General features: G+C 71.2%; 19 protein-coding genes and 3 pseudogenes. 14 read left to right on the top strand and 8 right to left on the bottom strand.

All coding sequences use genetic code 11. The features are described from left to right. Nucleotides 1-24 precede the first annotated feature (24 nt). Nucleotides 25-465, top strand: coding sequence for a DUF1489 family protein (locus DK389_RS01790; RefSeq protein ID WP_109887129.1), 441 nt, complete (start codon nucleotides 25-27; stop codon nucleotides 463-465). Nucleotides 466-603: 138 nt separating this feature from the next. On the opposite strand, the gene DK389_RS33705 is transcribed toward DK389_RS01790, so the two are convergent. Further along, nucleotides 604-1,005: a hypothetical protein gene (locus DK389_RS33705; RefSeq protein WP_236960520.1), complete on the bottom strand. Its 402-nt coding sequence runs from the start codon at nucleotides 1,003-1,005 to the stop codon at nucleotides 604-606. A gap of 26 nt (nucleotides 1,006-1,031) precedes the next feature. Continuing rightward, the gene (locus DK389_RS01785; RefSeq protein ID WP_236960518.1) at nucleotides 1,032-7,316 is read right to left on the bottom strand and encodes an apolipoprotein A-IV repeat region-like domain-containing protein; all 6,285 of its coding nucleotides are present in this window, start codon (nucleotides 7,314-7,316) and stop codon (nucleotides 1,032-1,034) included. Nucleotides 7,317-7,575: 259 nt separating this feature from the next. Between DK389_RS01785 and DK389_RS01780 the strand changes: the two genes are divergently transcribed. Both DK389_RS01780 and DK389_RS01775 read left to right on the top strand, forming a co-directional pair. Continuing rightward, nucleotides 7,576-7,911, top strand: coding sequence for an Hpt domain-containing protein (locus DK389_RS01780; protein ID WP_109887127.1), 336 nt, complete (start codon nucleotides 7,576-7,578; stop codon nucleotides 7,909-7,911). Nucleotides 7,912-8,093: 182 nt separating this feature from the next. Next, complete coding sequence (locus DK389_RS01775) at nucleotides 8,094-8,414, top strand: 2Fe-2S iron-sulfur cluster-binding protein (RefSeq protein ID WP_109895910.1); 321 nt, start codon at nucleotides 8,094-8,096, stop codon at nucleotides 8,412-8,414. A 19-nt stretch (nucleotides 8,415-8,433) separates the two neighbouring features. Here the strand turns inward: DK389_RS01775 and DK389_RS01770 are convergent, their stop codons facing one another. Continuing rightward, nucleotides 8,434-9,609 (bottom strand): vWA domain-containing protein, encoded by a 1,176-nt coding sequence (locus DK389_RS01770; RefSeq protein WP_109887126.1) that lies wholly within the window; start codon nucleotides 9,607-9,609, stop codon nucleotides 8,434-8,436. 300 nt (nucleotides 9,610-9,909) lie between these two features. Between DK389_RS01770 and DK389_RS01765 the strand changes: the two genes are divergently transcribed. Beyond that, a complete protein-coding gene (locus DK389_RS01765; RefSeq protein ID WP_109887124.1) occupies nucleotides 9,910-10,314 on the top strand; it encodes a hypothetical protein in 405 nt (134 codons plus the stop codon). 9 nt (nucleotides 10,315-10,323) lie between these two features. Here DK389_RS01765 and DK389_RS01760 read toward each other — a convergent pair whose 3' ends face one another. Beyond that, nucleotides 10,324-12,165, bottom strand: a complete 1,842-nt coding sequence (locus DK389_RS01760) for a cation:proton antiporter domain-containing protein (RefSeq protein ID WP_109887122.1) — start codon at nucleotides 12,163-12,165, stop codon at nucleotides 10,324-10,326. A gap of 319 nt (nucleotides 12,166-12,484) precedes the next feature. Here DK389_RS01760 and DK389_RS01755 point away from each other — a divergent pair, with 319 nt between their 5' ends. The 5 genes and pseudogenes from DK389_RS01755 to DK389_RS01735 all read left to right on the top strand — a co-directional run bounded on the left by DK389_RS01755 (nucleotide 12,485) and on the right by DK389_RS01735 (nucleotide 16,870). Beyond that, nucleotides 12,485-13,693, top strand: coding sequence for an ATPase (locus DK389_RS01755; protein WP_109887120.1), 1,209 nt, complete (start codon nucleotides 12,485-12,487; stop codon nucleotides 13,691-13,693). After that, complete coding sequence (locus DK389_RS01750; protein ID WP_109887118.1) at nucleotides 13,690-14,340, top strand: hypothetical protein; 651 nt, start codon at nucleotides 13,690-13,692, stop codon at nucleotides 14,338-14,340. The genes DK389_RS01755 and DK389_RS01750 overlap by 4 nt, the downstream gene beginning before the upstream one ends. 80 nt (nucleotides 14,341-14,420) lie before the next feature. Next, nucleotides 14,421-15,272: an AAA family ATPase gene (locus tag DK389_RS01745; protein WP_109887116.1), complete on the top strand. Its 852-nt coding sequence runs from the start codon at nucleotides 14,421-14,423 to the stop codon at nucleotides 15,270-15,272. Between the two features lie 82 nt (nucleotides 15,273-15,354). Continuing rightward, entirely contained in the window at nucleotides 15,355-16,335 is a 981-nt protein-coding gene (locus DK389_RS01740; RefSeq protein WP_109887114.1) for an aldo/keto reductase, read from the top strand. A gap of 11 nt (nucleotides 16,336-16,346) precedes the next feature. After that, nucleotides 16,347-16,870: pseudogene (locus tag DK389_RS01735) on the top strand (SixA phosphatase family protein). A 15-nt stretch (nucleotides 16,871-16,885) separates the two neighbouring features. On the opposite strand, the gene DK389_RS01730 reads toward DK389_RS01735, so the two are convergent. Next, nucleotides 16,886-17,875, bottom strand: a complete 990-nt coding sequence (locus DK389_RS01730) for an alpha/beta fold hydrolase (RefSeq protein ID WP_109887112.1) — start codon at nucleotides 17,873-17,875, stop codon at nucleotides 16,886-16,888. Nucleotides 17,876-18,063: 188 nt separating this feature from the next. Here DK389_RS01730 and DK389_RS01725 point away from each other — a divergent pair, with 188 nt between their 5' ends. Beyond that, nucleotides 18,064-18,537, top strand: coding sequence for an Hsp20 family protein (locus tag DK389_RS01725; protein WP_109887110.1), 474 nt, complete (start codon nucleotides 18,064-18,066; stop codon nucleotides 18,535-18,537). Nucleotides 18,538-18,604: 67 nt separating this feature from the next. Here the strand turns inward: DK389_RS01725 and DK389_RS35415 are convergent, their stop codons facing one another. After that, nucleotides 18,605-18,775 (bottom strand): hypothetical protein, encoded by a 171-nt coding sequence (locus DK389_RS35415; protein ID WP_418291997.1) that lies wholly within the window; start codon nucleotides 18,773-18,775, stop codon nucleotides 18,605-18,607. Between the two features lie 192 nt (nucleotides 18,776-18,967). After that, entirely contained in the window at nucleotides 18,968-19,411 is a 444-nt protein-coding gene (locus DK389_RS01715) for an RNA polymerase subunit sigma-70 (protein WP_109887108.1), read from the bottom strand. 180 nt (nucleotides 19,412-19,591) lie between these two features. Here DK389_RS01715 and DK389_RS35150 point away from each other — a divergent pair. The 3 genes and pseudogenes from DK389_RS35150 to hemC all read left to right on the top strand — a co-directional run bounded on the left by DK389_RS35150 (nucleotide 19,592) and on the right by hemC (nucleotide 21,782). Continuing rightward, a pseudogene (locus DK389_RS35150) lies at nucleotides 19,592-20,455 on the top strand (Kdo hydroxylase family protein). 22 nt (nucleotides 20,456-20,477) lie between these two features. Then, nucleotides 20,478-20,777, top strand: a complete 300-nt coding sequence (locus tag DK389_RS01705; RefSeq protein ID WP_109887106.1) for an antibiotic biosynthesis monooxygenase family protein — start codon at nucleotides 20,478-20,480, stop codon at nucleotides 20,775-20,777. Between the two features lie 81 nt (nucleotides 20,778-20,858). Beyond that, nucleotides 20,859-21,782: a hydroxymethylbilane synthase gene (gene hemC / locus DK389_RS01700; RefSeq protein WP_109887104.1), complete on the top strand. Its 924-nt coding sequence runs from the start codon at nucleotides 20,859-20,861 to the stop codon at nucleotides 21,780-21,782. 62 nt (nucleotides 21,783-21,844) lie between these two features. On the opposite strand, the pseudogene DK389_RS01695 reads toward hemC, so the two are convergent. After that, nucleotides 21,845-22,926 (bottom strand): annotated as a pseudogene (locus tag DK389_RS01695) (GSCFA domain-containing protein). A 109-nt stretch (nucleotides 22,927-23,035) separates the two neighbouring features. Here DK389_RS01695 and DK389_RS01690 point away from each other — a divergent pair. Next, nucleotides 23,036-24,067: a WcbI family polysaccharide biosynthesis putative acetyltransferase gene (locus DK389_RS01690; protein WP_162560441.1), complete on the top strand. Its 1,032-nt coding sequence runs from the start codon at nucleotides 23,036-23,038 to the stop codon at nucleotides 24,065-24,067. The last annotated feature ends 165 nt before the right edge of the window (nucleotides 24,068-24,232 follow it).

Genomic DNA, 24,232 nt, shown 5'->3' with positions numbered 1-24,232 from the left:
TTCAGGACCCGCTTTTCTCGCTCCATGCCCCTCCACCTGATCAAGCTCTGCGTCGGTCCCGGCACGATCGAGGATCTCTCCGCCAGGCAGGAGCGCCACCGGAGCGAGGCTCTGCGGAGCGGCACGGATCCCGCGCCTTTTCACACCACGCGGATGATCCCGAAGCGTCACGCCGAGATCGTCGGCAGCGGCTCGATCTACTGGGTGATCAAGGGAACCCTGTCCTGCCGTCAGGCGATCACCGCGATCGAGCCCTTCACGGGCAGCGACGGAATCGCCCGCTGCCGGCTCGTCTTCGATGCCCGCCTCGTCCCCGTCAGCCCGCGCTCCTACCGGCCCTTCCAGGGCTGGCGGTATCTCTCTCCGAAGGACGCCCCGGGCGACCTCGACGCCGCGCGGAGCGGCGACCTCGCGGAGATGCCGGAAGCGCTGAGGCGCGAACTCGTGAGCCTCGGCCTGCTCTAAGAGGCTCGCGGCGGACCTCTCCCGGCCGTTCCGCACCGAACACGATGTGTCGGGCGCGACGAACTCCCGCTCCCGTTCGGGAGAGGGCCGGGGCGCTGGGGTGCGACCGATCCGGAGAGGGCGCCGCGCTCGTCTCGTTCAGGCTCCCTCGAAGCGCCCGCTCGCGTGGGCGAGCATCGTGTAGACCTTGCCGGTCTCCGAGGTGAGGTAGGCGTCGGCCCGCTTGGAGTCGCGATCGTTCTTGGAGACGTCTCCGAGGAGCCGCTCGAACTCGCTGACGTAGCGGTCGACGGTCCGTCGGAAGTCGGCGTCGCCACGGTAGCGCCGCTGCAGGTCCGCGAAGGTCTGGCGCCCCTGTTGGGTGTAGATCGCCAGATCGAACAGGTTCGGCTCACCGCGCCGATAGCGCTCCCAAAGATCGACGGCCGTGCGGTGATCGATCATCCGGGCGATGTCGGTCGAGATCGATTCCAGCGTCGTGCGGCTGCGCTCGCTGCCGCCCTTGGTCGCCTCGGCCTGGACGTTGCGGGCGGCCGGCAACTCCTCCTCATCGAGGGACGCGCGGGTCAGGAGGTCCGAGAGCCAGCCGCGCTTGTCGCCCGCGACCGGCGGCCGGGCCGGATTGGCCGGCCGGGGGCCGACGCCTCCGTCCGGGCGGGGGGCGTTGCCGGCCGGGACGGTGCCGGTTGTGGCGCGCTCGCCGCCGGGGCGGTCGGCTTCGGAGCGGACGCCGGGGCGGGCGCCGCCGAAGTCCGGACCGTCCCGGACGAAGCGCGGCCGGCCTCGGCGACCCGGCGCTGCTCGCCGGCCTGGGGCTGCGCCACGTCGACCGAGCGGTTCGAGCGCGAGACCAGGGCCGACAGCTCGTTGAGCGCCTTGATCTGATCGGAGACGACGCGGCGCATCTCGCCCGTCACATCCTGCGTCTCGCGCGGGATTTCCAAGACCCCGCGGCTCAGGTCAGCGCGCGTCGATTCGAGCTCCTGCCGGATGGCGGAGGCCATCTCGCGCATGCCCGCGACCGATTCGCCGAAGCGGGCTTGCGATTCCTCGAAGACCGTCCGCATCTGCCGCGAGGCGGTCTCGATCGCCGTCCGCACGGCCTCGGTCGTGCGCTCGCTCTCAGCACCTGCGCCCGTGCGCAGGCGCTCGAACTCGCCCGTGACGGCAGCGCCCGCCTGCTGGGCCGTCTTCGAGAGGTCGGCGCCGACGCTCCGCGCCCGCTCCTCGGCGGCACGCAGGGTCTCCTCGATCATCTGCCCGAAGCGGGCGGTCTGCGCCTCGAGGTCGGATGAGCGCGTCTCGATCGCGGCAAGGGCCGCGGTCACCGCGCCCTCGCGGCCGGAGAGCGTGTCTGCGAGGCGGCCTTCCACGTTCTCCAGGGTGCCCGCCGCTTCCGTCAGCGTGCGCACATGCGCGTTCGCCCGCTCGGCGAGCGTCTTCCCGTGCCGGTCGAGGGTTGCGGCGAGGGAAGAGGCCTCCTGCAGCGCACCTTCCGACACCTGCTTGAGGGTGGCGACCTGCGTCGAGACGCCCTCGCTGGCGCGGCTGGTCTCGGCGGCGATCTCGGCGAGCGCCGCCTCGATCTGCTGCACGCGGCCGGCGAGGCCGCCCTCGATCGCGCCGAGATTGTCGCCGGCAGCCGCGACGAGATCCTTGAGGGCGTCGTTGGCCTGCTCGATGCGGGCGAGGACGCCGTTGAGGTCCCGGCGCAGGCGATCGTTGGTTTCCGAGAGGCCGGCGACCGTGCGGGCGGCGCCGTCCTCGACCGCGGCGCGGAGCAGGCGGGCCGACTCGCCCGATTGCGCGACGAGTTCCTCGGTGCGCGCGCGGAGCGCCTCGACCAGCGGCGTGCCGGTCTCGGCGAGCGCCCGCTCGATCGCGTCGCTGCGCTCGGCGAGCGCGTCGGCGAGGTGGACGACGGGCCCGTCGATGACGGCGCGCAGGCGCTCGACGTTGCTGCCGAGGGTCTCGGCCACCGCTTGGCCGCGGCCGTCGACATTCGACACGAGCTCGCCGCCCCGCTCCTCGATCGCCCGGATGATCCGCTCGGCGCTCTCGGCGAGGCGACGGGACAGGGCCTCGCCGCGGGTATCGACGAGGCTGCCGAGGGCCAGAGCACGGCGCTCGAAGCCCTCCGACATCTGGCGGTTGCGCTCGTCGATGAGGGTTTCCACCGCGGCGTTGCGCTCGTCGAGGGCCGCGCCCAGCGCGTTCGTGTGGGCCTCAGCTAGCGCCGCGTGGCTGCGGGCGCGCTCGTCGAGGGCCTCCGCCATCGCGACGATCCGCTCCTCGACCAGGGCCGCGAAGGCGTCGTGACGGTCGTCGAAGGCCGTCGCGAGGGCGTCGCCGCGGGATGCGACGAGGGTCGCGAAGGTCTTCATCCGCGTGTCGATGCGGCTGGTGAAGGTCTCGCTGCGCGCGTCGACCGCCTGAGTGAGGGCGCTGCCCTGCGTCTCGATCGTGCGGGCGAGGGCCGCGGTGCGACTCTCCACCAGCCCATCGAGCTCGCGCAGCCGCTCCTCGAACAGGCCGGCCAGCGTCTGGCTGCGGGCATCGACCTGATCGGCGAAGGCGGCGGTGCGGCCCTCCACGATCCCGTCGAGCTCGCGCAGGCGCTCCTCGAACAGGCTCGCCAGCGCCTGGCTGCGGGCATCGACCTGCTCGCGGAAGGCGCCGGTGCGGCTCTCCACGACCTGGTCGAGGGCGTGCAGCACCTCGTCGAACAGGGCGCGGAGGCCCTGCGTGCGAGCGTCGACCGCCTCGGCGAGGTGCAGGCCGCGGCCCTCCACCATCGTGTCGAGGTCGCGCAGACGCGCGTCGAACAGGCCGCCGAGATGCTGGGTGCGGTCCTCCAGCGCCCCGGTCGCGTGGCCGAGCGTCGTCTCGATCGTCTCGACGAGGGCGCGGCCGCGCTCGTCGAGTGCGTCGTGCAGCGGGCCGAGGCGGCCGTCGAGGCTGTCGCTGAGGGTGCGGGCGTGGCTGTCGAGGAGAGTCCGCATCTCGCTGGTGCGCGCGTCGAGCAGGCCGTGGACCGTGCGGACACCCTCGTCGAGGAGCGCGCTGATGTCGGAGGTGCGGGTGTCGAGGGTGCGGCCGAGGCGGCCCTCGCCGTCGCCCAGCATCCGGTCGGCTTCCGCGATGGTCTCGCGCAGCTTGGCGAGGACGCTGTCGCCGCGGCTCTCGATGAGCTCGGCCAGCGAGGTGCCGCCGCGGTCGAACAGGCGGGCGAGCTCGGTGACGCGGCCGCCGATGGCGCCGAACACGATGCGGCCCTTCTCGTCGAGCTCGCTCGACATCGCGGCCGTGCGCTCATCGATGAGGCGGCCGAGGTCGTCCGCCCGCTCGGCGAAGGCGGCGCGGATCGCGACCGCCTGCGCGGCCAGAAGCGTGTCCGCCTCGCCGGCCCGGGCCTGGATCAGGTCGACGAGGTCGCGGGTCCGGCCGGCGAGGTCCTCGTCGACGGCGCGGGTGCGCGCCTCGATCAGGCGGATCGCCTCGAAGGCCTGCGAGCCGAAGGTCTCGTCGATGAGGCGGCTGCGCTCCTCCAGGGCGGCGCTGATCGCTTCGAGGCGCGCAACGACGCCCGTGTCGAAGCGGCCGGCACCCTCGTCGAGGCGTTGGGCGAGTTCGCGGGTCTGGTCGTCGAGGCGGCCGGTGATCTCGGCCGTGCGGGCGGAGAGGGCGTCGCCGAGGCTCGCCGAGCGGGCCGCGATGTCGAGCGCCATGGTGTCGGCGCGCTCGTCGAGCGTCTGCACGATGTCGCGGCCGCCCTCGGCCATGATCCGCGCCATCTCGCCGGTGCGCACGATCAGGGCCTCGTTGAGGGCGGTCGCCCGGGCGCCGAGATGCCCGTCGATGTGTGTGACGAGGTTGGCGAAGGTCTCGCCGATCTCGTGGGAGCGCTTGGCCGTGCGCTCCTCCAGGGCGCCGAGCTGGGTCTCGACGACCTCGCGCGCCTCGCGGGCGCGCTCGGCGATGCTCTCGGCCACCGCCTTGCCCTGCACGGTGATGACGCGGTCCATCTCCTCGAGGCGGCCGGTGACCACCTCGCTCAGCGAGTTCGTGTCGCGGGAGATCCGGTCGGCCAGGATGTCGCCGCGGGCGATCGTCTCCTGCAGCGCCGCGAGGCGGCTGCCGAGCACCTCGTCCATGGCGCGGGCGCGGTTCTCCGCGGTCTCGGCGAAGCTCGCGCCGGTCTGGTTGAGGGCGTCAGCCACGCGCGCGCCCTGGCTCGCCACGGCGAGCACGATGTCGCGGCCGGTCGTGGCGAGGCGGGTATGGGCCTCGTCGGCGTGCTGGGCGATGAGGTCGGTCATGCCGCGGCTGTGCGTGCCGAAGGCAGCCTCGACGTCGCCGATGCGGGTCGCGAGGTCGGTGCCGAGCGCGTCGGCGGCGCGGCTGATCGCGCCGGTCGCCTCCTCGGTGCGCGTGGCCAGCGCGGATTGCAGCTCGTCGAGCGTCCGGCGCAGGGTCTCCAGCGCGCCCTCGACGCGGCCGCCCATCTCCCCGTGCAGGCCCTCCGCCTGCGTGCGGAAATCGGCGAGCAGGGCGACGGTGCGGGCCTCCAGCTCGCTCGTGCCGGTGTCGGCGGCGGCGCGCAGGGCGTCGGTCGCCTCGGAGAAGCGGGCGACGAGGGCGGCCGCCCGCTCGGAGGCCGCCCCGGACGCCTCGTCGGAGACGCGGCGCAGGTGCGCGGCGGCCTCCTCGGTGCGGCTGGCGAGCGCCTCGGCCGTCGCGGTGAGCCGGCTCTCGAAGATCTGCACCGCCTCGACGGTGCGGGCTTCGAGCTCGCCCGTCGCGCCGGCGGCGGAGCGGCGCAGCGCCTGGGCAGCCTCGGCCGTGCTGGCGCCGAGGGCGACGGTGGTCTCCTCCGCGCTCCGCCGGATCGCGTCCGCGGCCTCGGCGGTGCGGCCGCCGAGATCGGCCGTCAGGCTGTCGACGGTGGCGCGCAGCGTCCCGAGCGCCGCGTCGGCGTTCGACTCGAAGGTCGAGCCGAGGGCGGTGAAGGCGCCCTCCAGAGCCTGCGTCGCGGCCTGGGTCCGCTCTGCGACGAGACCGCCGACGCGCTCGCCCGCGGCGTCGAGGTTCGTTTGGAGGCCGGCGCCGTGGACCGTGATGGTCTCGTGCAGGCGGTCCGCCACCGCCTCGATCCGGTCCGCGAGTTCGCCGCCGCGGCTGCCCATCGTGTCGGCGAGGCGCTCGACGGAGCCGACGAGGTCGTCGCGCAGGCTCGACGCCCGGCCGGTGAAGCTTTCCACGATGCCGCTCGCGGCCAGCGCGAGGCCGGCCTGGGTCTCCCGGCCGCGGGCCTCGATCATGTCCGAGACGTTGCCGCCGGCCGCCTCGATCTCGGCGCGCAGGCCCGCGCCGCGACTCGCGAGGTCGTCGGTGAGCGCGGTGCCGGTCGCGGCGAAATGCGCCCGCAGGCCCTCGCCGATCTCGGCGAAGCGCGCGGTGATCTCGCCGCCGGTGACCGAGAAGCGGTCCGTCAGCTCGCTGCCGCGCGACAGGAAGGCGTTCTCCAGACCCTGGGACGAGCGCTCGAAGCTCTCGCGGACCGCGCCGCCCTGGCGGTCGAGCGCCTCGATGACGCCGCTGCCGGTCTCGGCGAGGGTGCGCGCCACCTGGCCGGCATTGTCGGCGAGCGTCGACGTCAGCAGGCCGCCGGTCCGCTCGAAGGCGCGCGTCACCTCGTCGGCGCGGCTCTCCAGGGATTGCGTCAGGGCGTTGCCGACCTCGGTGAGGCTGGTGCGCACGCCCTCGCTCGTCGTGACGAGGCGCTGGATCAGGTCGTCGCCGCGGCCGGAGACCACCGCGACGACCCGGTCGCCGGCCTCGCCGAGCGCCGCGGTGATCGCGTCTCCCCGGCTGCCGAGGGCGCTGGTGATCGCCTCGCCGCGGGTGTCGAGGGCGCTTGTGACCCGCTCGCCCGCACCCGTCATCGCGGTGACGATGCGCTCGGCCGCGCCCTCCAGCTCCTGGCTCAGGCTCTGGTGCGTGCCTGTGATCGCGCCGCGCACGCGCTCGGCGTTGGCGACGATCGACTCGCGCTGGGCGACGAGTTCGTCGACCAGGGAGCGGATGCGGATCTCGTTGTCGGAATAGGCGCGCTCCAGCGTCGCGATCTCGCCGCGCACCAGGGTCTCGAGCTCGCCCGCGCGGGCAAGCGCCCGCTCCACGCCGTCGCCCACCGCGGCGACCTCGCGGCGGACGGTCTGCGACATGGTCAGCACCGCGTCCGTCGAGAAGCTCTCGGGCTCGGCCAGGCGCACCGCGACCTCGCCGACGGCGCGGGCGACGAGGCGCATCTCCTGGGCCCGCACCGCCAGCATGGCCGTGATCAGGAAGAGCAGGATCGGCCCGAGCACCGCGGCCGCGCCGACGGTCGCCTGCAGGGCGGTCAGGCCGAGCAGGAATCCCTTGAGATCGCCCCCGGACTGGCTCCAGGCCAGGAGGACGAGGCTGTTCAGCCAGAGGAAGGCGGCGGCGGCGGCGATCAGGTAGGGCTTGCGCGAGGGGCGCACCCGCAGGGTCTGCTGCAGGATGCCGATGTTGCGGCGGTCGTCGTTGGCGACGAGGGAGCGGTCCGGCGGCAGGAGGCCGCCCTCGCGGTGCGGGCGGTTGCGGTCGGGCGGCGGCACGTCGGAGGCCAGCGGCTCGTCGAGGCTGAGACGCGGAGGCGCCTGGCGGCCATGCGGCTCGTCGAGCGGGTCGTTGTCGCCGACATCGGGCAGGCGCGGCTCCGTGCGCTTCTCGGCGACCGGCGTCAGGAGGTCGAGGTTGAGGGCCTGCTCGATCGCAGACAGAGCCGCCTCGGCCGGGTCCTTCAGCTTCTTCTCGGTCGCCATGCAACGCCTCGTCACGCGCAGTCCCACACCGCCGGCCGCGTCCGGAAGCAGAGACAGAAATTCCCGTTTACCAAGGAAGTTTAGACCTCGGCGGCGGCCCCGGATACCCGAGCCGGCGGAGCGCTCGAAAAAACCTTAACGAAATGGTTACCAAGCGACAGGGCGCTCCGCGCCGACCGCTTTATCCCATGTCGCCCCAAGGCTTAAACGGTTGCCGACACCACGGGTGCGCCTGTGGATAGCAGGAGGCGTCGGTACGGTGCACGACCCAGCTGCCATCGATCGCGACCATCTCGCCGCGCAGACCTTCGGCGACCGGGCGCTCGCCGACGAGTTGCTCGGCCTGTTCGCCGGCCAGTGCCGGCGCCTCGCGGCCGGCCTCAACGATGCCGCCGAACCCGCCGGCGCGCGGGCGGACCGGGCGCACACCCTCAAGGGCTCGGCCCTCGGCGTCGGGGCAGGTGCCGTCGCGGCCGCGGCCGCGCGGATCGAGGACAGCCTGCGCCGCGGGGGTCAGCCGGACCCTGCCGATTTCGCGGCCCTCGACGCCGCGGTCGCGGCCGCGCTCGCCGAGATCGCCATCTTGGGGACTTGAGAGCCGCCCCCCTGCGGCAAAAGCGGGCCGGCCGCACCGGGCGGGAACGGGCGCGAGCCTCAGGCGTAAGGGGCATGATTTTCAGATCGCGTCCCCCGCGCGCTTGCATTCCGCCTCCGGCCCCGCCAAGCAGGCGCCGCCGCACGACCGATGCCGCGCGTCGCACGAGCCTGGAGCCAATGATGCCGAAGATCACCTACGTCGACCATGCCGGCACGGCCCGAACGGTCGAGGGCAGCGTCGGCGCGACCGTGATGGAGACGGCTCTGCGCAACAACGTGCCGGGAATCGACGCCGAGTGCGGGGGCGCCTGCGCCTGCGCGACCTGCCACGTCTACGTGAACGAGCCCTGGTCCGACATCGTCGGAACGGCCGAGGACATGGAGCGGGACATGCTCGATTTCGCCACCGACGTGCGCGACAATTCCCGCCTGTGCTGCCAGATCCGGATCACGCCCGAACTCGACGGGCTCAGCGTCACCACCCCGGCGCGTCAGGGCTGAGCCGCGCGAGGCCCAGGCCTCAGCGCACCAGCGCCCGCATCGCCTCGTCGAGGCCCTCCAGCGTCAGCGGGAACATCCGCTCCGAGACGATCCGCCTGATCATCGCGATCGATTGGGTATAGGCCCACTGCTCCTTCGGCACCGGGTTGAGCCAGACCGCCTTCGGGAAATGATCGAGCACGCGTTGCAGCCAGACGGCGCCGGCCTCCTCGTTCCAGTGCTCGACGGAGCCGCCCGGCATCACGATCTCGTAGGGGCTCATCGAGGCATCGCCGACGAACACCACCCGGTAATCCGACGGATAGGTCCGGATCACGTCGAGGAGGGACGTCCGCTCGTCGTGCCGGCGCGCGTTCTCGGTCCACACCGCCTCGTAGGGGCAGTTGTGGAAGTAGAAATGCGCGAAATGCTTGAACTCGGAGCGCGCCGCCGAGAACAGCTCCTCGGCAAGTTCGACGTGCCAGTCCATCGAGCCGCCGACGTCGAGAAAGAGCAGCACCTTCACGGCGTTGTGCCGCTCCGGCCGCAGCTTCACGTCGAGATAGCCCCGGCGCGCCGTCTCCCGGATGGTACCGTCGAGGTCGAGTTCGTCCGCCGCCCCCGTCCGGGCGAAGCGGCGCAGGCGCCGCAGCGCGAGGCGTAGATTGCGGGTGCCGAGTTCCACCCCGTCGTCGAGGTCGCGGAACTCGCGCTTGTCCCAGACCTTCACGGCGCGGAAGTTGCGGTTGCCCTCCTGCCCGATCCTGATGCCCTCCGGGTTGTAGCCGTAGGCGCCAAAGGGCGAAGTGCCGCCGGTGCCGATCCATTTCGAGCCGCCCTGGTGGCGCTCCTTCTGCTCGGCGAGGCGCTGCTTCAGCGTCTCGAACAGCTTGTCCCAGCCGAGCGCCTGCAACTCGGCCTTCTCCGCCTCGGTCAGGTATTTCTCGGCGAGCTTGCGCAGCCATTCCTCCGGGATGGCGGCGGGCTCGACCGCCTCGCCGACACTCTCCAGCCCCTTGAAAACCGTGCCGAACACGCGGTCGAATCGGTCGAGGTTGCGCTCGTCCTTCACGAGTGCCGTGCGGGCGAGGACGTAGAAATCCTCGACGCGCTTGGCGGCGAGGTCGTGCTCCAGGGCGCCGAGGAGCGTCAGGTACTCGCGCAGGGTGACCGGAACCTTGGCCGCGCGGAGCGCGGTGAAGAACTGGAGCAGCATGCGCGCGAGATCGGCCCAACGCGGTCGCGAGGTCAAGCCGGGAGCGTGTTCCCGCCGATGCGACGTGAGCGAGAACGATGGTCGCAGATTCAAGCAGAGGTGGTGTTTTGCTGGATCAGGAAATGTCGGATCGCGGACAAAGGGGAAGCTGAATCCTGGGTATAAGTCGGAATTCCTGTTGATAGGTAGTCCAGAGTCGAGGGTGTGCAGGGGTTCACTGTCATCGAAATCAAGATCGGCTCAGGCACAGTTCATGCACAGGATGGAACACTAACGTTCGGCTCTAGCAGGAGAAGCGTCATGGCCGTCGTCTTGCGCTCCCTGAGCGATTTCAAGCGCTTTCTGGAAATGCCCGGCGCGACGATTCAGATCGTGCAGAACACGTTCATGGACCGGCAACCCGAGTCCGCGCGCGAGGCCTATCGCGCCAAGGGCATGTTCGAGCCGCGCACCGTGCAGGCGCTGTCCCGGAAGGCGGCGGTCTTCGCGGTCAAGGGACACCCCACGACCGTGTGGCTCTACTGGGACAAGGGAGTGCGGCGCTGGCGCTTCTCAGGCGACACCGTGACCGTGCCGCTGGAGACCGCGATGGGGCCGCCGGACGCGATCGTCTATCGCTGCAGCTTCGCCCCGGGCTTCGAGCCGACGGAGCGGCGGAGCCGCGTGCGTCCCACCCGCGAGGACGGGGCGCAGGCGCATCCCTGACGGCAGGGCTCAGGCCCTCTTGCTGACGGTGCCCGGCTCCTCCTTCGGCGGTGCCTCGCGATGCTCCACCGCCTTGCCGACCGTGCGCCGGGCCCGGAAGCTCGGGCGCGCCTCGGATTCCTTTCGCTTGAGCATGACCCGGTACTCGTCGCGCCGCTCGTGGATCGAGGCGATGACGAGCCCCATCGGTACGCCGACATCGACGAGCACGGCCTCGGAGAGTTGAAGGGATGCCTCGATGGTCTCGGGCACCGCGTCGTCCACCCCGAGATCGTAGAGCGCCGTGGCGTGGCGCGCGTCGCGGGCCCGCGCGACGATGGTGAGGTCCGCCCGCTCGGCGCGCGCGGCCTCGACCACCGCCTCGACGGCGCGGGGGTTGTCGAGGGTGACGACGAGGGCGCGGGCCGTGGCGATGTCGCAGCGCCGCAGCAGCTCGGGATTCGCCGAATCCCCGAAATAGACCGGGTTTCCGAGGCGCCGCTGCTCGGCGACGCGGGCGGCGTCCGAATCGAGGGCGAGATAGGGGATCTTGTGACGGGCGAGCATCTCGCCGACCATGCGGCCGACGCGGCCATAGCCCGCGATGATCACCCGGTTCTGCTGCTTGTCCGGGGGCGGCTCCGCCCGGGCGCGGCCGAGATTGGCCCCCGCCATGCGCTTGCCCGCCCGGCGGCCGAGGGAGGCCAGCGCCGGGATCGCCACCATCGACACCGTGGTGACGATGAGCGCGGCGCCGCCGACCCCTTCCGGGACGAGGCCCGCGGCCACGGCGCCGCCGACGAGCACGAAGGCGAACTCGCCGCCCGGCGCGAGCAGCAGGGCCGTCTCCAGGGCGACCGGCCGGGTCACCTTCATCACGGGGGCGGCGAGCAGCACCATCGCGGCCTTGATGACGATCAGCGCGAGGGCGAGGCCGAGGATCGTGCCCGGATTCGTGACGAGCTGGGCCGGGTCGAGGTTCATGCCGACCGAGACGAAGAAGACGCCGAGCAGGAGGCCCTTGAACGGGTCGATCGTCGCCTCGATGGCGCGGCGGTACTCGGTCTCGGCCAGGAGCAACCCGGCGACGAGCGCGCCGAGCGACATCGAGAGCCCGCTCGCGGCCGCCGTCAGCGCCGTCGCCACGATGGTGAGGAGGCAGGCCGCCATGAAGAGCTCGGGCGAGCGGGTGCGCGCGACGAGCTGGAACAGCGGGCGCAGCGCCAAGCGGCCCGCCACCACGATCACCACGAGGGCGATCGCGGCCTGCCCGAGGGCCAGCGCGAGGGCGCCCCCGACATTCGCCGTCTCGCCGCGCCCGAGCACCGCGATCGCGAACAGGATCGGGGCGACGGCGAGATCCTGGAACAGCAGCACCGCGAAGCTCGCGCGGCCGGCCGGCGTGTTCAGGCGCTTGTTCTCGGCGAGCACCGGCAGCACCACGGCGGTGGAGGACAGGGCGAGGGCGAGCCCGACGATGACAGCCGCCGCGAGCGGCACGCGGAGCCCGTACAGGATCGTGCCGATGACGAGGGCGGAGGAGAGGACCTGGATCGACCCGAAGCCGAAGACGAGGCGGCGCAGCGTCCGCAGGCGCTCCCAGGAGAGCTCGATCCCGATCATGAACATCAGGAAGATGACGCCGAACTCGGCGAGGTGCGAGATCTCGGTGCGGTTGCCGATGGTGAAGTGGGAGAGCCAGCGGACCTCGTCGGCGAGCCGCCCGAGGCCGAAGGGGCCGAGCAGCGCGCCCGCGCCGATGAAGCCGAGCACCGGGCTGATCCGCAGCCGGTGGAACAGGGGCACGACGACGCCCGCGGTGACGAGGAAGAGGATCGCTTCCTTGTAGGAGCCGGCGTGGACCTCGGGCATCAGCCTTCCGCGTGGGCCTCTCGTGGGGCGGTTTCGCGGGCCGCCGTGCAGGAGCGATGCCGCGATCATGGGAGGGTGAGGGAATGCCGGCAACCGCAATCGCCGAAACGCCGTCCGAGCGCCTTCCCACGCCCGGTCCGGTCACGCAACACGCGGGCCGCTCGATGGTCCGGGACGTGCGGCTTTTCGGCAACCATCGTACGCTCGGCCGTGGATAGCCCTGATGCAACGCAAAATCGGCACAATGCCCGCATACGCGAGGCGATTAACGTAGTGTTAAGCTCAACTCCTCGTGGCGTAACGCGGAACCCGAGTGCCCATGTTCAGGCTATCGAAGTCGCCCCCGAGCCGGGACGCCCAGCGCGAGAGACGCGACTGGGTCATCGAATCCGACAAGTGGACGCAGGCGCGCCACGTCGAGAAGGGCTACCGCATCAAGTGGGGCTACGTGGCGATCGCCTACCTCGTCGAGGCGATGGTGATCGGCGCCTCGCTCGCGGGCGCGTGGCTGTTCGCGGGCGTCTACAGCGACGGCGACAGCCACAGCTTCTACTTCATGCTGCTCGCGCCCCTCGTCTACGCGGCGGTGGAGCTGTGCCGGGTACCGCTCGGCATCCTGGCGCGCACGCAGCGCTCGTATTTCGTCCGCAGCCTCGCCATCGTCGGCATCATCTTCGCCGCGGGCGTGACCACGAAGTCGGTCTCTCAGCTCGGCGAGATGATGTTCCACCCGCGCCTGATGGAGGCCGCGCGCACCAAGACCGCGCTCAAGGACGCGCAGGCGGACCGGGCCAGCCTCGACACGCGCATCGCGGCGGCCGATGCCCGCGTCGCGCAGTACACGACCGAGCTGGAGCAGATCGAGAAGCGCTCGACCGATAACGCCTCCCAGCTCGCCGGCCTGCCGGCCCAGCGCTGCGAGAAGGTGTTCGGCACGAACAGCAAGGGCGTGCGCTACCAGAACCTGAAATGCGTCACCGACCCCCGCGTCGCGACGCTCTCGGCGAGCGTCGCGAAGGCGGGCGCCGACCGCAGCGCGCTCACGAAGGATTTGGAGGAGGCGCGCAAGGCCCGCGCCCAGCTCGACCGCGGCTCGGCCGACCGGCGCGTCGCCGACACCGAACAGGCCTACCGGCAGGCGGTGAACCGCTCGCAGCTCCACTCGTTCACCGCCATGGTCTACGGCGTCGACCCGATCGAGGTGACGGACGCCCAGGTCCACGCCTTCCTGCGCATCTTCGTGTTCGTGCCCGCCCTCTGCGCCGCCTTCGCCTCGACGATCCTCGCGCTCTGCGCCGTCTCGGTGCGCAAGACCTTCATGGACGAGGACGATCTCGGCGCCTCCGTGAACCCGGAGGCCACGAACTACATGCTGGCGCCCTTCGCGGAGGGCATCGTGCGGGAGGTGAACGCCTCCCTGCAGAAATCGGTGAAGGACGCCGTCGCCTCCGGCGCGGCGATTCCCCTCGAGCGGCGTCCGGGTCCGGCGGTGAGCCCGGCCGCCGGCAGCGCAGGAGCCGGCGCATGAGCTACCTCGCCCCCGGATCGCCCGAGAACGTCGCGCTCGCGCAGCACGTGAACGGCCGCCTGCGGGCGGAATCGCGCATCATCGCGGCGCGCGCCTTCCTGTTCCGCGCGGCCGGCGCCGGCATCTTCGCGGCGCTTCTTGGCATCGGGGCGGGCGCGGCGGCCTACGGCTACGCCACGATGAACCAGTTCGACGCGGCCGCCGAGCGGATCGCCGCGGCGATGCAGGCCGCGCTCTCCGACGTGACCCTGAAGACGAAGGGCGAGGTGACGCTGACCGACAACACCCTGCGCGTCGAGGGCCTGCCGAAGGGCGGCGGCGGCGTGCCGACGCCGACCCAGGCCCAGCTCGGCCAGGACGCGGTGCCCGCCTCGAAGGCGCCGGTGAACACGACGTTCACGGTGTTCAAGCAGGTGCCCTACCTCGACGGGCAGATCGTGTCGGGCTGGAACTTCCGGGCGAACGAGGACAAGCCGTTCCAGCAATATTGCTACTTCTCCCGCCGCTCGAACGAGCCGAAGGGCCAGGTCGAGATCAAGATCGACCTCGCCATGGACGGCAAGGTGCTGCCGCAGCCGCAGAAATCGGACGTGAATCTCGGCATCCTCGCCACGAACTGCGTCTGGCACGACGGTAAGTCGCTGTAGCGCGCCGCACGGCACCCGGCTTGCGAGCGAGCCTCCCGCCGCGTAACCGGGCGGCTCCCGCCCGCAGCCGCGAGACGCCGATGCGCTTCACCGGAACCGAGTCCTACGTCGCGACCCCCGACCTGACGACCGCCGTCAACGCCGCGATCGTGCTGGAGCGGCCGCTTCTCGTGAAGGGCGAGCCCGGCACCGGCAAGACGGTGCTGGCGGAGGAGATAGCCAGGGGTCTCGGCGCGCCGCTCCTGACCTGGAACATCAAGTCGACCACCAAGGCGCAGCAGGGGCTCTACGAATACGACGCGGTCTCGCGGCTGCGCGACTCGCAGCTCGGCGACCCGCGCGTCTCCGACATCGGCAACTACATCCGCCGCGGCAAGCTCTGGGAGGCCTTCACGGCGCCCGAGCGCCCGGTGCTGCTGATCGACGAGATCGACAAGGCCGACATCGAGTTCCCGAACGACCTCCTGACCGAGCTCGACCGGATGGAGTTCCACGTCTACGAGACCGGCGAGACCGTGCGGGCGGCGCGCCGCCCGATCGTGATCATCACCTCGAACAACGAGAAGGAGCTGCCGGACGCCTTCCTGCGCCGCTGCTTCTTCCACTACATCAAGTTCCCGGACGCCGAGACCCTGACCCGGATTGTCGACGTGCACTATCCGGGCATCAAGCACCGGCTGGTCGAGGAAGCGTTGCGGGTGTTCCTGGAGATCCGCGAGGCGCCGGGCCTCAAGAAGAAGCCCTCGACCTCCGAACTCCTCGACTGGCTGAAGCTCCTCGTCTCGGAGGATATCGGCCCCGAGGAGCTGCGCGAGCGCGACCCGCGCAAGTTGGTCCCGCCGCTGCACGGCGCGCTCCTCAAGAACGAGCAGGACGTGAGCCTGTTCGAGAAGCTCGCCTTCATGATGCGCCGGGAGGGCAGGGGCGGCTGAGAGACCTCGCGAGAGCCCTGGCGATCCGGCATCCGCAGCCCAGATAGGGAGCTTGCCCCTCGGTCCCGACGGACAGCCCGCCATGCGCATGAAGAAGCTCGGCCGCACCGGCCTCGACGTCTCCGCGATCTGCCTCGGCTGCATGACCTACGGCGTGCCCGAGCGGGGGCCCCACCCCTGGACGATGGGGGAGGAGGAGAGCCGGCCGCTGATCAAGCGCGCCCTCGACCTTGGCATCAACTTCTTCGACACGGCGAATTTCTACTCGGACGGCACCAGCGAGGAGATCGTCGGGCGGGCGCTGCGCGACTACGCCGACCGCGACGCCATCGTGCTGGCGACGAAATGCTTCTTTCCGCTCAAGGACCAGCCGAACGCAGGGGGACTCTCCCGCAAGGCGATCTTCTCGGCGATCGATGCCAGCCTGAAGCGGCTCGGGACCGATTACGTCGACCTCTACCAGATCCATCGCTGGGACTACGACACGCCGATCGAGGTGACGCTGGAGGCGCTCCACGACGTCGTGAAGGCGGGCAAGGCCCGATCTATCGGCGCCTCCTCGATGTTCGCCTGGCAATTCGCCAAGGCCCTCTTCACCGCCGACATCAGGGGCGCCACGCGCTTCGCGACGATGCAGGACCATTACAACCTCCTCCACCGGGAGGAGGAGCGCGAGATGCACCCGCTCTGCGCCGACCAGGGGGTGGCGCTGCTGCCCTGGAGCCCGCTCGCCCGCGGGCGCCTGACCCGCGACTGGGACGAGACCAGCCGCCGCCAAGACTCCGACACGTTCGGCAGCACCCTCTACGGCGCCGCCGAGGAGGCCGACCGGGCGATCGTCCGGACGGTCGCCGAGATCGCGAAGGCGCGCGGGGTCAGCCGGGCGCAGGTCGCGCTCGCCTGGGTGATGGGCAAGCCGGGCGTCTGCGCCCCGATCATCGGCGCCTCGAAGCCCGCCCATCTCGACGACGCCGTCGCGGCCCTCGATCTCGCCCTCACCGAGGCGGAGGTGCGGGCGCTCGAAGAGCGGTACGTGCCCCACCCCGTCGTCGGCTTCGCCTGAGGATCCCGCCCTTGCGCCGCCTCATCCTCCTGCGCCACGCGAAATCCGACCGGCGCCGGGCCTGCGCGACCTCGACCGCCCCCTGAACCCGCGCGGGCGGCAGGCGGCACCCTTCATGGGCCGCTACCTCGCCGACCAGGGGCTCAGGCCCGATCTCGCGCTGGTCTCCCCGTCCCTGCGCACGCGGGAGACCTGGGAGGCGGCCGCGGCGGCACTCGGCGCGGTGCGGACCGAGACCATCCGGACGATCTACGAGGCGCCGGCCTCCGCGCTCCTCGCGGCCGTGCGCGGCGCTCCGGACGAGGCCGGCAGCCTGATCCTCGTCGGCCACAACCCGGGGATGCAGGATCTCGCGGTGAAGCTTGTCGGCCGAGGCGATGCGGCGGCCCGCGGCCGTCTGCGGACCCAGTTTCCGACCGCCGCGGTCGCGGTGATCGATTTCGAGGCCGGCGCGTGGTCGGAGATCGGCTGGGGCGCCGGCACGCTCGAACGCTTCGTGCGGCCGAGGGAACTCGCCGCCGATCTCGACGAGTGATCGCGTCGGGCCGCTTCAGGCGCTGATCGCCGCGGGTTCTCCGTCCTTCCCATCCTCCAGGGCCGGGCTTCCGGGCATGAAGGCGTCGAAGGCCGCCCAGAAATCGGCGCGGATCGCATCGCGCTCCGAGAGGATCTCGTGGCGGGCATCCGGCAGCACCAGGATATGCCCGGCCTTGAGGCGGGCCGCGAACCGCTCCGTCTGGGCCGTTCCGCAGACCGGATCGGCGCCCGCGGCGACGATCAGCGTCGGGACGGTGATGCGGGGCGGCACCCGCGGATCGCGCAGGCGCGCCATGGCGCGGAAGGCGCCGGCCAGCCACGCGACGGTCGGATCCCCGACCGCGCCGGCGCCGACCGCCGTCGCCGCGGCCGCGTTGCGGGCATAGCGCGCCGGATCGCGCGAGAGGCGGTTGCCGGAATAGGGCTTCGTGGCGATCGAGACCGCGCTCCCGAAGGGCACGAAGCGGCTGCCGAGCCCGACCTGATGCAGGGTACGGGCGAGGGCCGACACGCCCGCCGGCCAGCTCACCATCCGGATCGACAGCATCGGCGCGACGGTGACGAGCCGCGAGAACGGCAGCCAGCCCTCGAGCGAGCCGGTGAAGGCCACGCAACCGCCCATGGAGTGGGCGAGGCAGAGATGCGGGCGCGGCATCAGCGGCAGCAGCACGCTCTCCGCGATGGCGAGCAGATCGAGCCGGTAATCGTCGAAGCGGGCGACGTGGCCCTTGTGCGGGTTGTCGACCTCGCGCGCCGACTCGCCCTGTCCGCGCCAGTCGAAGGCGACGACGCAGAACCCGCGCCGCCTCAGGTCACTGACCGTCTCGTAATACTTCTCGATGAACTCGGCGCGGCCCTGAAGCAGGCAGACGGTCCCCTTCACCGTCCGCGTCGTCGGCCGCCAGGTGGCCGCACGCAATTCGCAGCCGTCGGCGGTGCGCACGGGCACGAGGGTGCCGCCGGGCGGGACGGGATTGCCGGGCGTGGAGCGCAGGGTCAGCATCGTTTCGGGGCCGGTCTCGGGGAGTGGAAGAAGACGCAAAAATTTCGCGGTTCGGCAGCATTCAAACCCTTGCAGCGGGGCAGGAGCGCTCCGATATCCAGTCTGCGCCGGCCATCAGGCGGCGCGATACCGGTCCGGCCACGGGCGGACCTTGCAGATAGCATGTTGCTTCTTGTGGAGAATATGTGATGCGTCAGTTCGATCTTGCTCCCCTCTATCGCTCGACTGTCGGCTTCGACCGTCTCTTCTCGGCCCTCGACCAGTTCGTGAGCGCCGATTCCGTACCGAGCTACCCGCCCTACAATATCGAGCGCACCGGCGAGAACGCCTACCGGATCACGGTCGCGGTCGCCGGCTTCACCGAGGCCGATCTCTCGATCGAGGTCAAGGAGAATGCGCTGACCCTGAAGGGCGAGCGCAAGGCCGACCCGGCCAAGCGCGTCGAGGTGCTGCATCAGGGCATCGCCGCCCGCGGCTTCGAGCGCCGGTTCCAGCTCGCCGACTACGTCCAGGTGACGGGTGCGGCGCTGGAGAACGGCCTTCTCCACGTCGATCTCGTCCGTGAGATTCCGGAGGCGAAGAAGGCGCGCCAGATCCAGATCGCCACCGGCCGTCCTGTCGAGGCGCCCGCGATCGAGGGTCAGGTTCAGCAGGCCGCCTGATCCCGGTTCCACCGGACAGGGAACGCCCCGGCCAGCGGCCGGGGCGTTCTCGTCTTGCGCGCCGATCTCAGTAATCGCCGAACCAGTCGCTGCGGCCCGGCTCGAAGCAGGTGTAGCCGATGAAGCAGCGCGGGTCGGTCCGGGTCGGCGCGTAGGCCGCCTTGGTGTACTCGGTCGGCGCGCAGAAATTGCGGTCCCGGACGAAGCGGTCGTAGGTCGGGCCGCCCGTGCCGAGCACGATGCCGCCGGCCGGGCGACGATGCTCTGGCCTGCGGGCAGGTGAGGTCGGTGGTGGATTGGCGCTGGGCGAGTGCCGCCGGGGTGCTGAGCGCGGCCACGAGGGTGAGAAGGGCGAGGCGGGTCATCGGCGATCCCTCGGGATGGACCGATGGCAACGCTCGGACGCGGGCTCCGGCTCCGGTGCGGTGCCTCACAGGTCGCCGAAGGCGAGCTGTCCCTGGTTCGCGCCCTTGCGCGGCGCGGCGGCCTCCTTATCCCTGCGGGCCTTCACGGGCCGGGCGGCCTTGCGCGGGCGCGGATCGCCCCGCATCCGCGCGATGGCCTTGTCGCGGGCGACCGCCTCGGGCGCGTGCGGATCGTCGCTCAGCCACTTGCCGCGCTTGATCACCTCGTTCACGCGGCCCTGGTTGACCCCGACTTTGAACGCGATCTCCTGCTGCGTCATGCCGGTGGAGGCGTGGAGGTCGAGGATCGCGCGGGCAAGGTCCGGCGTCATCTTCTGGCCCGTGAGGCGGCGGGCGGGTTTCACCGTGCGGGTGGCGCGGTCGCGCTCGCGCAGGCGCTCCAGCAGGGCGAGCGCCATGTGCATGCCGTGCTCGCGCAGGGCCTCCTCGAATTCCTTCAGCGTGGCCATGGGCCGCTTCCTCGCGAGGCGCGCCGGATGGAACGGCGCTCTCGGAATCGTGGGGCGCGGGGTCCGGCCTGACAACCCACGCCCCGATTCATCCACCGGAAATCGCGCGGCGCTGGCCTGCCTCGCGCCCCTCGGCTACACCGCGCGATCGAGCGGAGTGGCACGAGGAATTCTCCGAGCATGATCAGCCCCATCCTGACGGTCTCCGGCGCCGGCGCGGCGCCCGGCGCGCGTTCCCTCGCGCAGGCCCTGGAGGACGGGTCGGTGCTGATGTTCCCCGATCTCGACTTCCCCTTCAGCGACTTCGAGACCCGCTTCGTCGAGCGTCCCTTCGCCGACGGCAAGGCGAAGAACGTCAACATCCGGGGCGAGGCGGCGGCCCTGAAGGGCGCGGCCGGCACCCCGGAGGAGCAGGAGGCGCTCCGTCAGGTGCTGATCCGCTACCGCGCCTTCGCGCGAGGGCTGATCGACCGGTTCCTGCCGGAATACACGGGCCGGATCAGCCTCGCCGGCACCTCCTACCGCCCGTTCGACGTCGACCGGCGCAAGCTGAGCTGGCGGCGAGACGACACGCGCCTCCACGTCGACGCCTTCCCTCGAACCCGATTGGCGAGAAGCGCATCCTGCGCGTCTTCCGCAACATCAACCCGAGCGGCCAGCCCCGCCGCTGGCGGGTCGGCGAGGATTTCGGCTCGATGGCGGAGAAGTTCCTGCCGCGGCTGCCGGGCTACTCGCCGCTCTCCGCGCGCCTGCTCGCCACCTTGCGCATCACCAAGGCGAGGCGCTCGGAATACGATCACCTGATGCTCCACCTGCACGACGCCCTGAAGCAGGACATGGCCTATCAGGAGAAGGCTCCGCAGGCCGATGTGGAATTCCCCCGGCCAGACCTGGGTCACCTTCTCGGACCTCGTGATGCACGGCGCCATGGGCGGCCAGTACATGCTGGAGCAGACCGCCTACCTGCCCGTGGCGGCGCAGGCGCATCCCGAGAAGAGCCCGCAGCGCATCCTCGCGGCCAAGCTCGGCCGGCCGCTCCGCTGACGCAACCGGGAGAGTTCACCCCATGATCCTCGAAATCGCGCAGATCGACGTCAAGCCGGGCTCCGAGGCCGCGTTCGAGGCCGGCATCCGCGAGGCGTCGGCCATCTTCCGGGCGGCCGAGGGCTGCCGCTCCTTCGCGGTGCGCCGCTCCGTCGAGAAGCCGCAGCGCTACCGGCTCCTGATCGAGTGGGAGACCCTGGAGGCTCACACCCGGGACTTCACCGGCTCGCAGGCCTGGAAGGACTACCGCGCTCTGGTCTCGCCCCATTTCGAGAGCCCGCCGAGCGTCGAGCACACGGAGTTGACGCTGCAGGCGTTCTGAGGCTGGCGCGGGCGCGGTGACAGGGCGGCGCCGAACCGCTACGCCTGTGCCGAGACACGACACCGAGGCCATCGCCGCCCCATGATCCAGCGCCCCCTCCGCATCGGCACCCGCGGCTCCCCGATGGCGCTCGCCCAGACCGGGATGGTCCGCGACCGGATCGTGGCGGCCAATCCCGGCCTCGAGACCGAACTCGTCGTCATCACGACGGTCGCCGACAAGGTGCTCGACCGGCCGCTCGCCGAGATCGGGGGCAAGGGGCTCTTCACCAAGGAGCTGGAACAGGCCCTCTACGCGGACCAGATCGACGTCGCCGTCCACTCGATGAAGGACGTGGAGACGTGGCTGCCCGAAGGTCTCGTGATCGCCTGCATCCTGGAGCGGGACGATCCGCGCGACGCCTTCCTGTCCCCGCACGCGGCGGGTCTTGCCGATCTCCCGGCGGGCGCGCGCGTCGGCACCTCCTCCCTGCGGCGGGGCGCGCAGGTCCTGATGCGCCGGCCCGACCTCAAGATCGTGCCCCTGCGCGGCAACGCCAACACCCGCATGCGCAAGCTCGAATCGGGCGAGTGCGACGCGACGCTGCTCGCGCTCGCCGGCCTGCAGCGCCTCGGCCTGGAGGGCATGGCGCGCAGTGTCCTCTCCGTGGACGAGATGCTGCCCGCCGTGGCCCAGGGCGCCCTCGGTATCGAGGCCCGGGAGGCAGATGCGGAGATCCGCGCGCTGCTGGCGCCGATCGCCTGCGCCCGCACCACGATCGCGATCGCCGCCGAGCGCGCGCTGCTCGCCGAGCTCGACGGCTCCTGCCGCACGCCGATCGCGGCGCTCGCCGAGATCGAGGGCGAGCGCCTGCGCCTCGACGGCCTGCTGTTCTTGGCCGACGGAAGCGCCCACTGGGGCGTCTCGCGCTCCGGCGCCGTCTCCGACGCCGAGGCGATCGGCCGGGAGGCCGGCGCCGACCTCAAGGCGCAGGCTGGCGCGATCTACGCGCAGCGTCTTCAGTGATGATCGCGATCTACGCGCAGCGTCTCCGGTGATGATCGCTCGCGCGTCGCGTTCGTGATCGCTCAGGCGACGCTGCGCTCGATCTGCTCCTCGTCGCAGATCACCCCCGCGGTGCCCTCGAACTCGGCCGCCGAATCCGCGGCCGGGCGGCCCGCCGCGGGTCGCGCCTCGCCCGGCGCGAAGGTCGAGAGGAAGCAGCGCATGACGTGGCGTACCCCCGCATCCGTGACGCTGCGCTGATCCTCAGCATAGTAGCGCCCGGCATTCACGTTGGCGGTGATGAGGTCGAAGGACGGGAAGTACACGACGCGCGGATCCCCGCCCGAGCAGATTTCGCCGGCCGCGGCCCGCAGCACCGCCTTCGAGTAAGTGTTTGAAATCAGAACGTTTTGGGGCACGTAGGTCGCGACGAGCGGCACCGGCGAAACCGTCAGGATGACGCGGGCGGCCGGATTGACGCTCCAGAGCCGGTCGAGCAGGCCGCGCAGGTCCGCCGTCACCTCGGCGACGCCGACATTGACGAATTCGTACAGGTCCGGATCGAAGCTGCCGCCTGAGACGCCCGGCGCCAGCGGCAGCGCGGCCCCGTCAGCCCGGTAGCGGAACCCTCGGTGAGACCGAGGGTGACGACGAACACGTCGAGGGTCTCGAACATCTGCCGCACCGCCGCCAAGTGGGTCTCGCGCGCGGCCGCCACCGCCTCGGGACTCTCGAAGCCCGCGGGCTCGATCGTCGGCCGGAAAGGGTCGACGAAGCGACCGTCCGCGCGCTGCCACGCCGTCAATTCAGGCTCGAAACGGCCGAACGCGCGGTCGAAGAGCTGCGTGAACTGGCGCGTCAGGTAGAGGTTGCCGTAGCGCGCGGTGTAGGTGCCGAACTGCCTCGCCTCCGCCGCCGCCGGCGCAAGACCGGCGGGGGCCTGCTCGGTGACGGTATAGTTGAAGCCCGCAGAGCGCAGCGCCTGCGCGACGCGCTGCGCGAAGCAGGAGCCGGCGGTCGCCACGCGGTCGGTGCGGGCGATTGCGAAGGCTCCGTGCGGACGCGGATCCACGGCGAAGGGCGCGACGCTCGCCACCGCCTTGCGCCAAAATTGCTCCGCCGGTAGATCGCTGTAGGGTTCACTGGCATTCCCCGACCTTTCCAACTCACCTCGGACGGCCTCATCCCAACCGGCGGCGGCACTTCGATCAGCCGCATTTCCGGAGGACCATCCGCAAATTCCCGCGGATCCCGCTCAGAGCCCGGCGCCTCACGTGGACCTCTCGACCCTGCACCGGCGCGCGCTCAGAGCCATCGGCTTATCGACCCCATCCTGGGCGAACCCGTGGCAGGCGCGCCGCGCCGACGCGGCCGGCCGCGACGGGGCCAAGATCGCCGTCATCGGGAATTGTCAAGCGCGCGGCGCCGCGCAGGCGATGCGCCTCCTCGCGCCCGCGAGCCCCGTTCGCTTCATCCAGATGGCGTGGCTCAAGCGTGAGCATGGCCATCTCGACAACCTCGCCCGGACGCTCTCGGAATACGACCACGTCTTCGCCCAGCACTTCCCGGAGGGGCTGATTCCGGGCGGTGACGTCTACGCCCTTCGGGCGCGCGAGCCGAGGCTCGTCCTATTCCCGACGATCGTGTTCAACGCCTTCCATCCGGACACGGTCTACGCCGGCAACCTCGCCCATCTCTCGGCCCTGAAACTCGCGCCCTCGCCGATGGGTCATTATCACTCGGCGATCGCGCTCATGGGGCACCGGCTCGGCCTGTCTGCTTCTGAGACCCTGACGCTGTTCCGCGAGGACGTGTTCGACCGCCTCGGCTACCTGCAGGCGTGGGATTCCTCGGTCCGCGACCTCCTCGCGAGCGCGGCCCAGATCGGGTTCCCGCTCGACAGGGAGATTGGCCGCTGGGCACGTGGCGGCAACTTCATGCACGTCATCAACCACCCGAAAGGCGCGGTGATCGACGACATCGCGCGTCGCCTCCTGACCGAGCGCGGGCTCCGGCCGGAGCCTGTGTCGAGCGTGGATTATCTCGGCGACGAGCTCGCCCGCGACGTGGTGTGGCCGGTCTACCCGGAGATCGCCGAGACGTTCGGCTTCACGGGCTCGTACCTGTTCAAGCGCAAGCCCCGCGGGGCCGCGTTCCCGGCGCTCTACGATCTGGCGAACTTTCTTTCCGAGAGCTTCGCCCTCTACGACGCGCAGACGCCCGAGGATCTGCATTGCGTCCGGGTGGAGGCGTGGCTCGCGACCCCCGAGATCCGCTCCGTGTTCGAGGCAGCGAAGGGCTCCTGATCGGAATCGTGCTGTTGCGGGAGCGACACAAGGCCCCTCGAAAGGGAAGCCGCCGGCGCGCGTGCCCCAGCCACGCCGCATTCCGAGGGCGACACCCTCGCATCGGGCCAACCCGGACGTGCGCGGAGACACATCCGTGTCGCTCGACTGGTGTTCGATACGCAC

Source organism: Methylobacterium durans (genome assembly GCF_003173715.1).
GTDB classification, from domain to species: domain Bacteria; phylum Pseudomonadota; class Alphaproteobacteria; order Rhizobiales; family Beijerinckiaceae; genus Methylobacterium; species Methylobacterium durans.
Note: the sequence above shows the minus strand (reverse complement) of the source record. Positions and strands in the feature narration are given on the sequence as shown.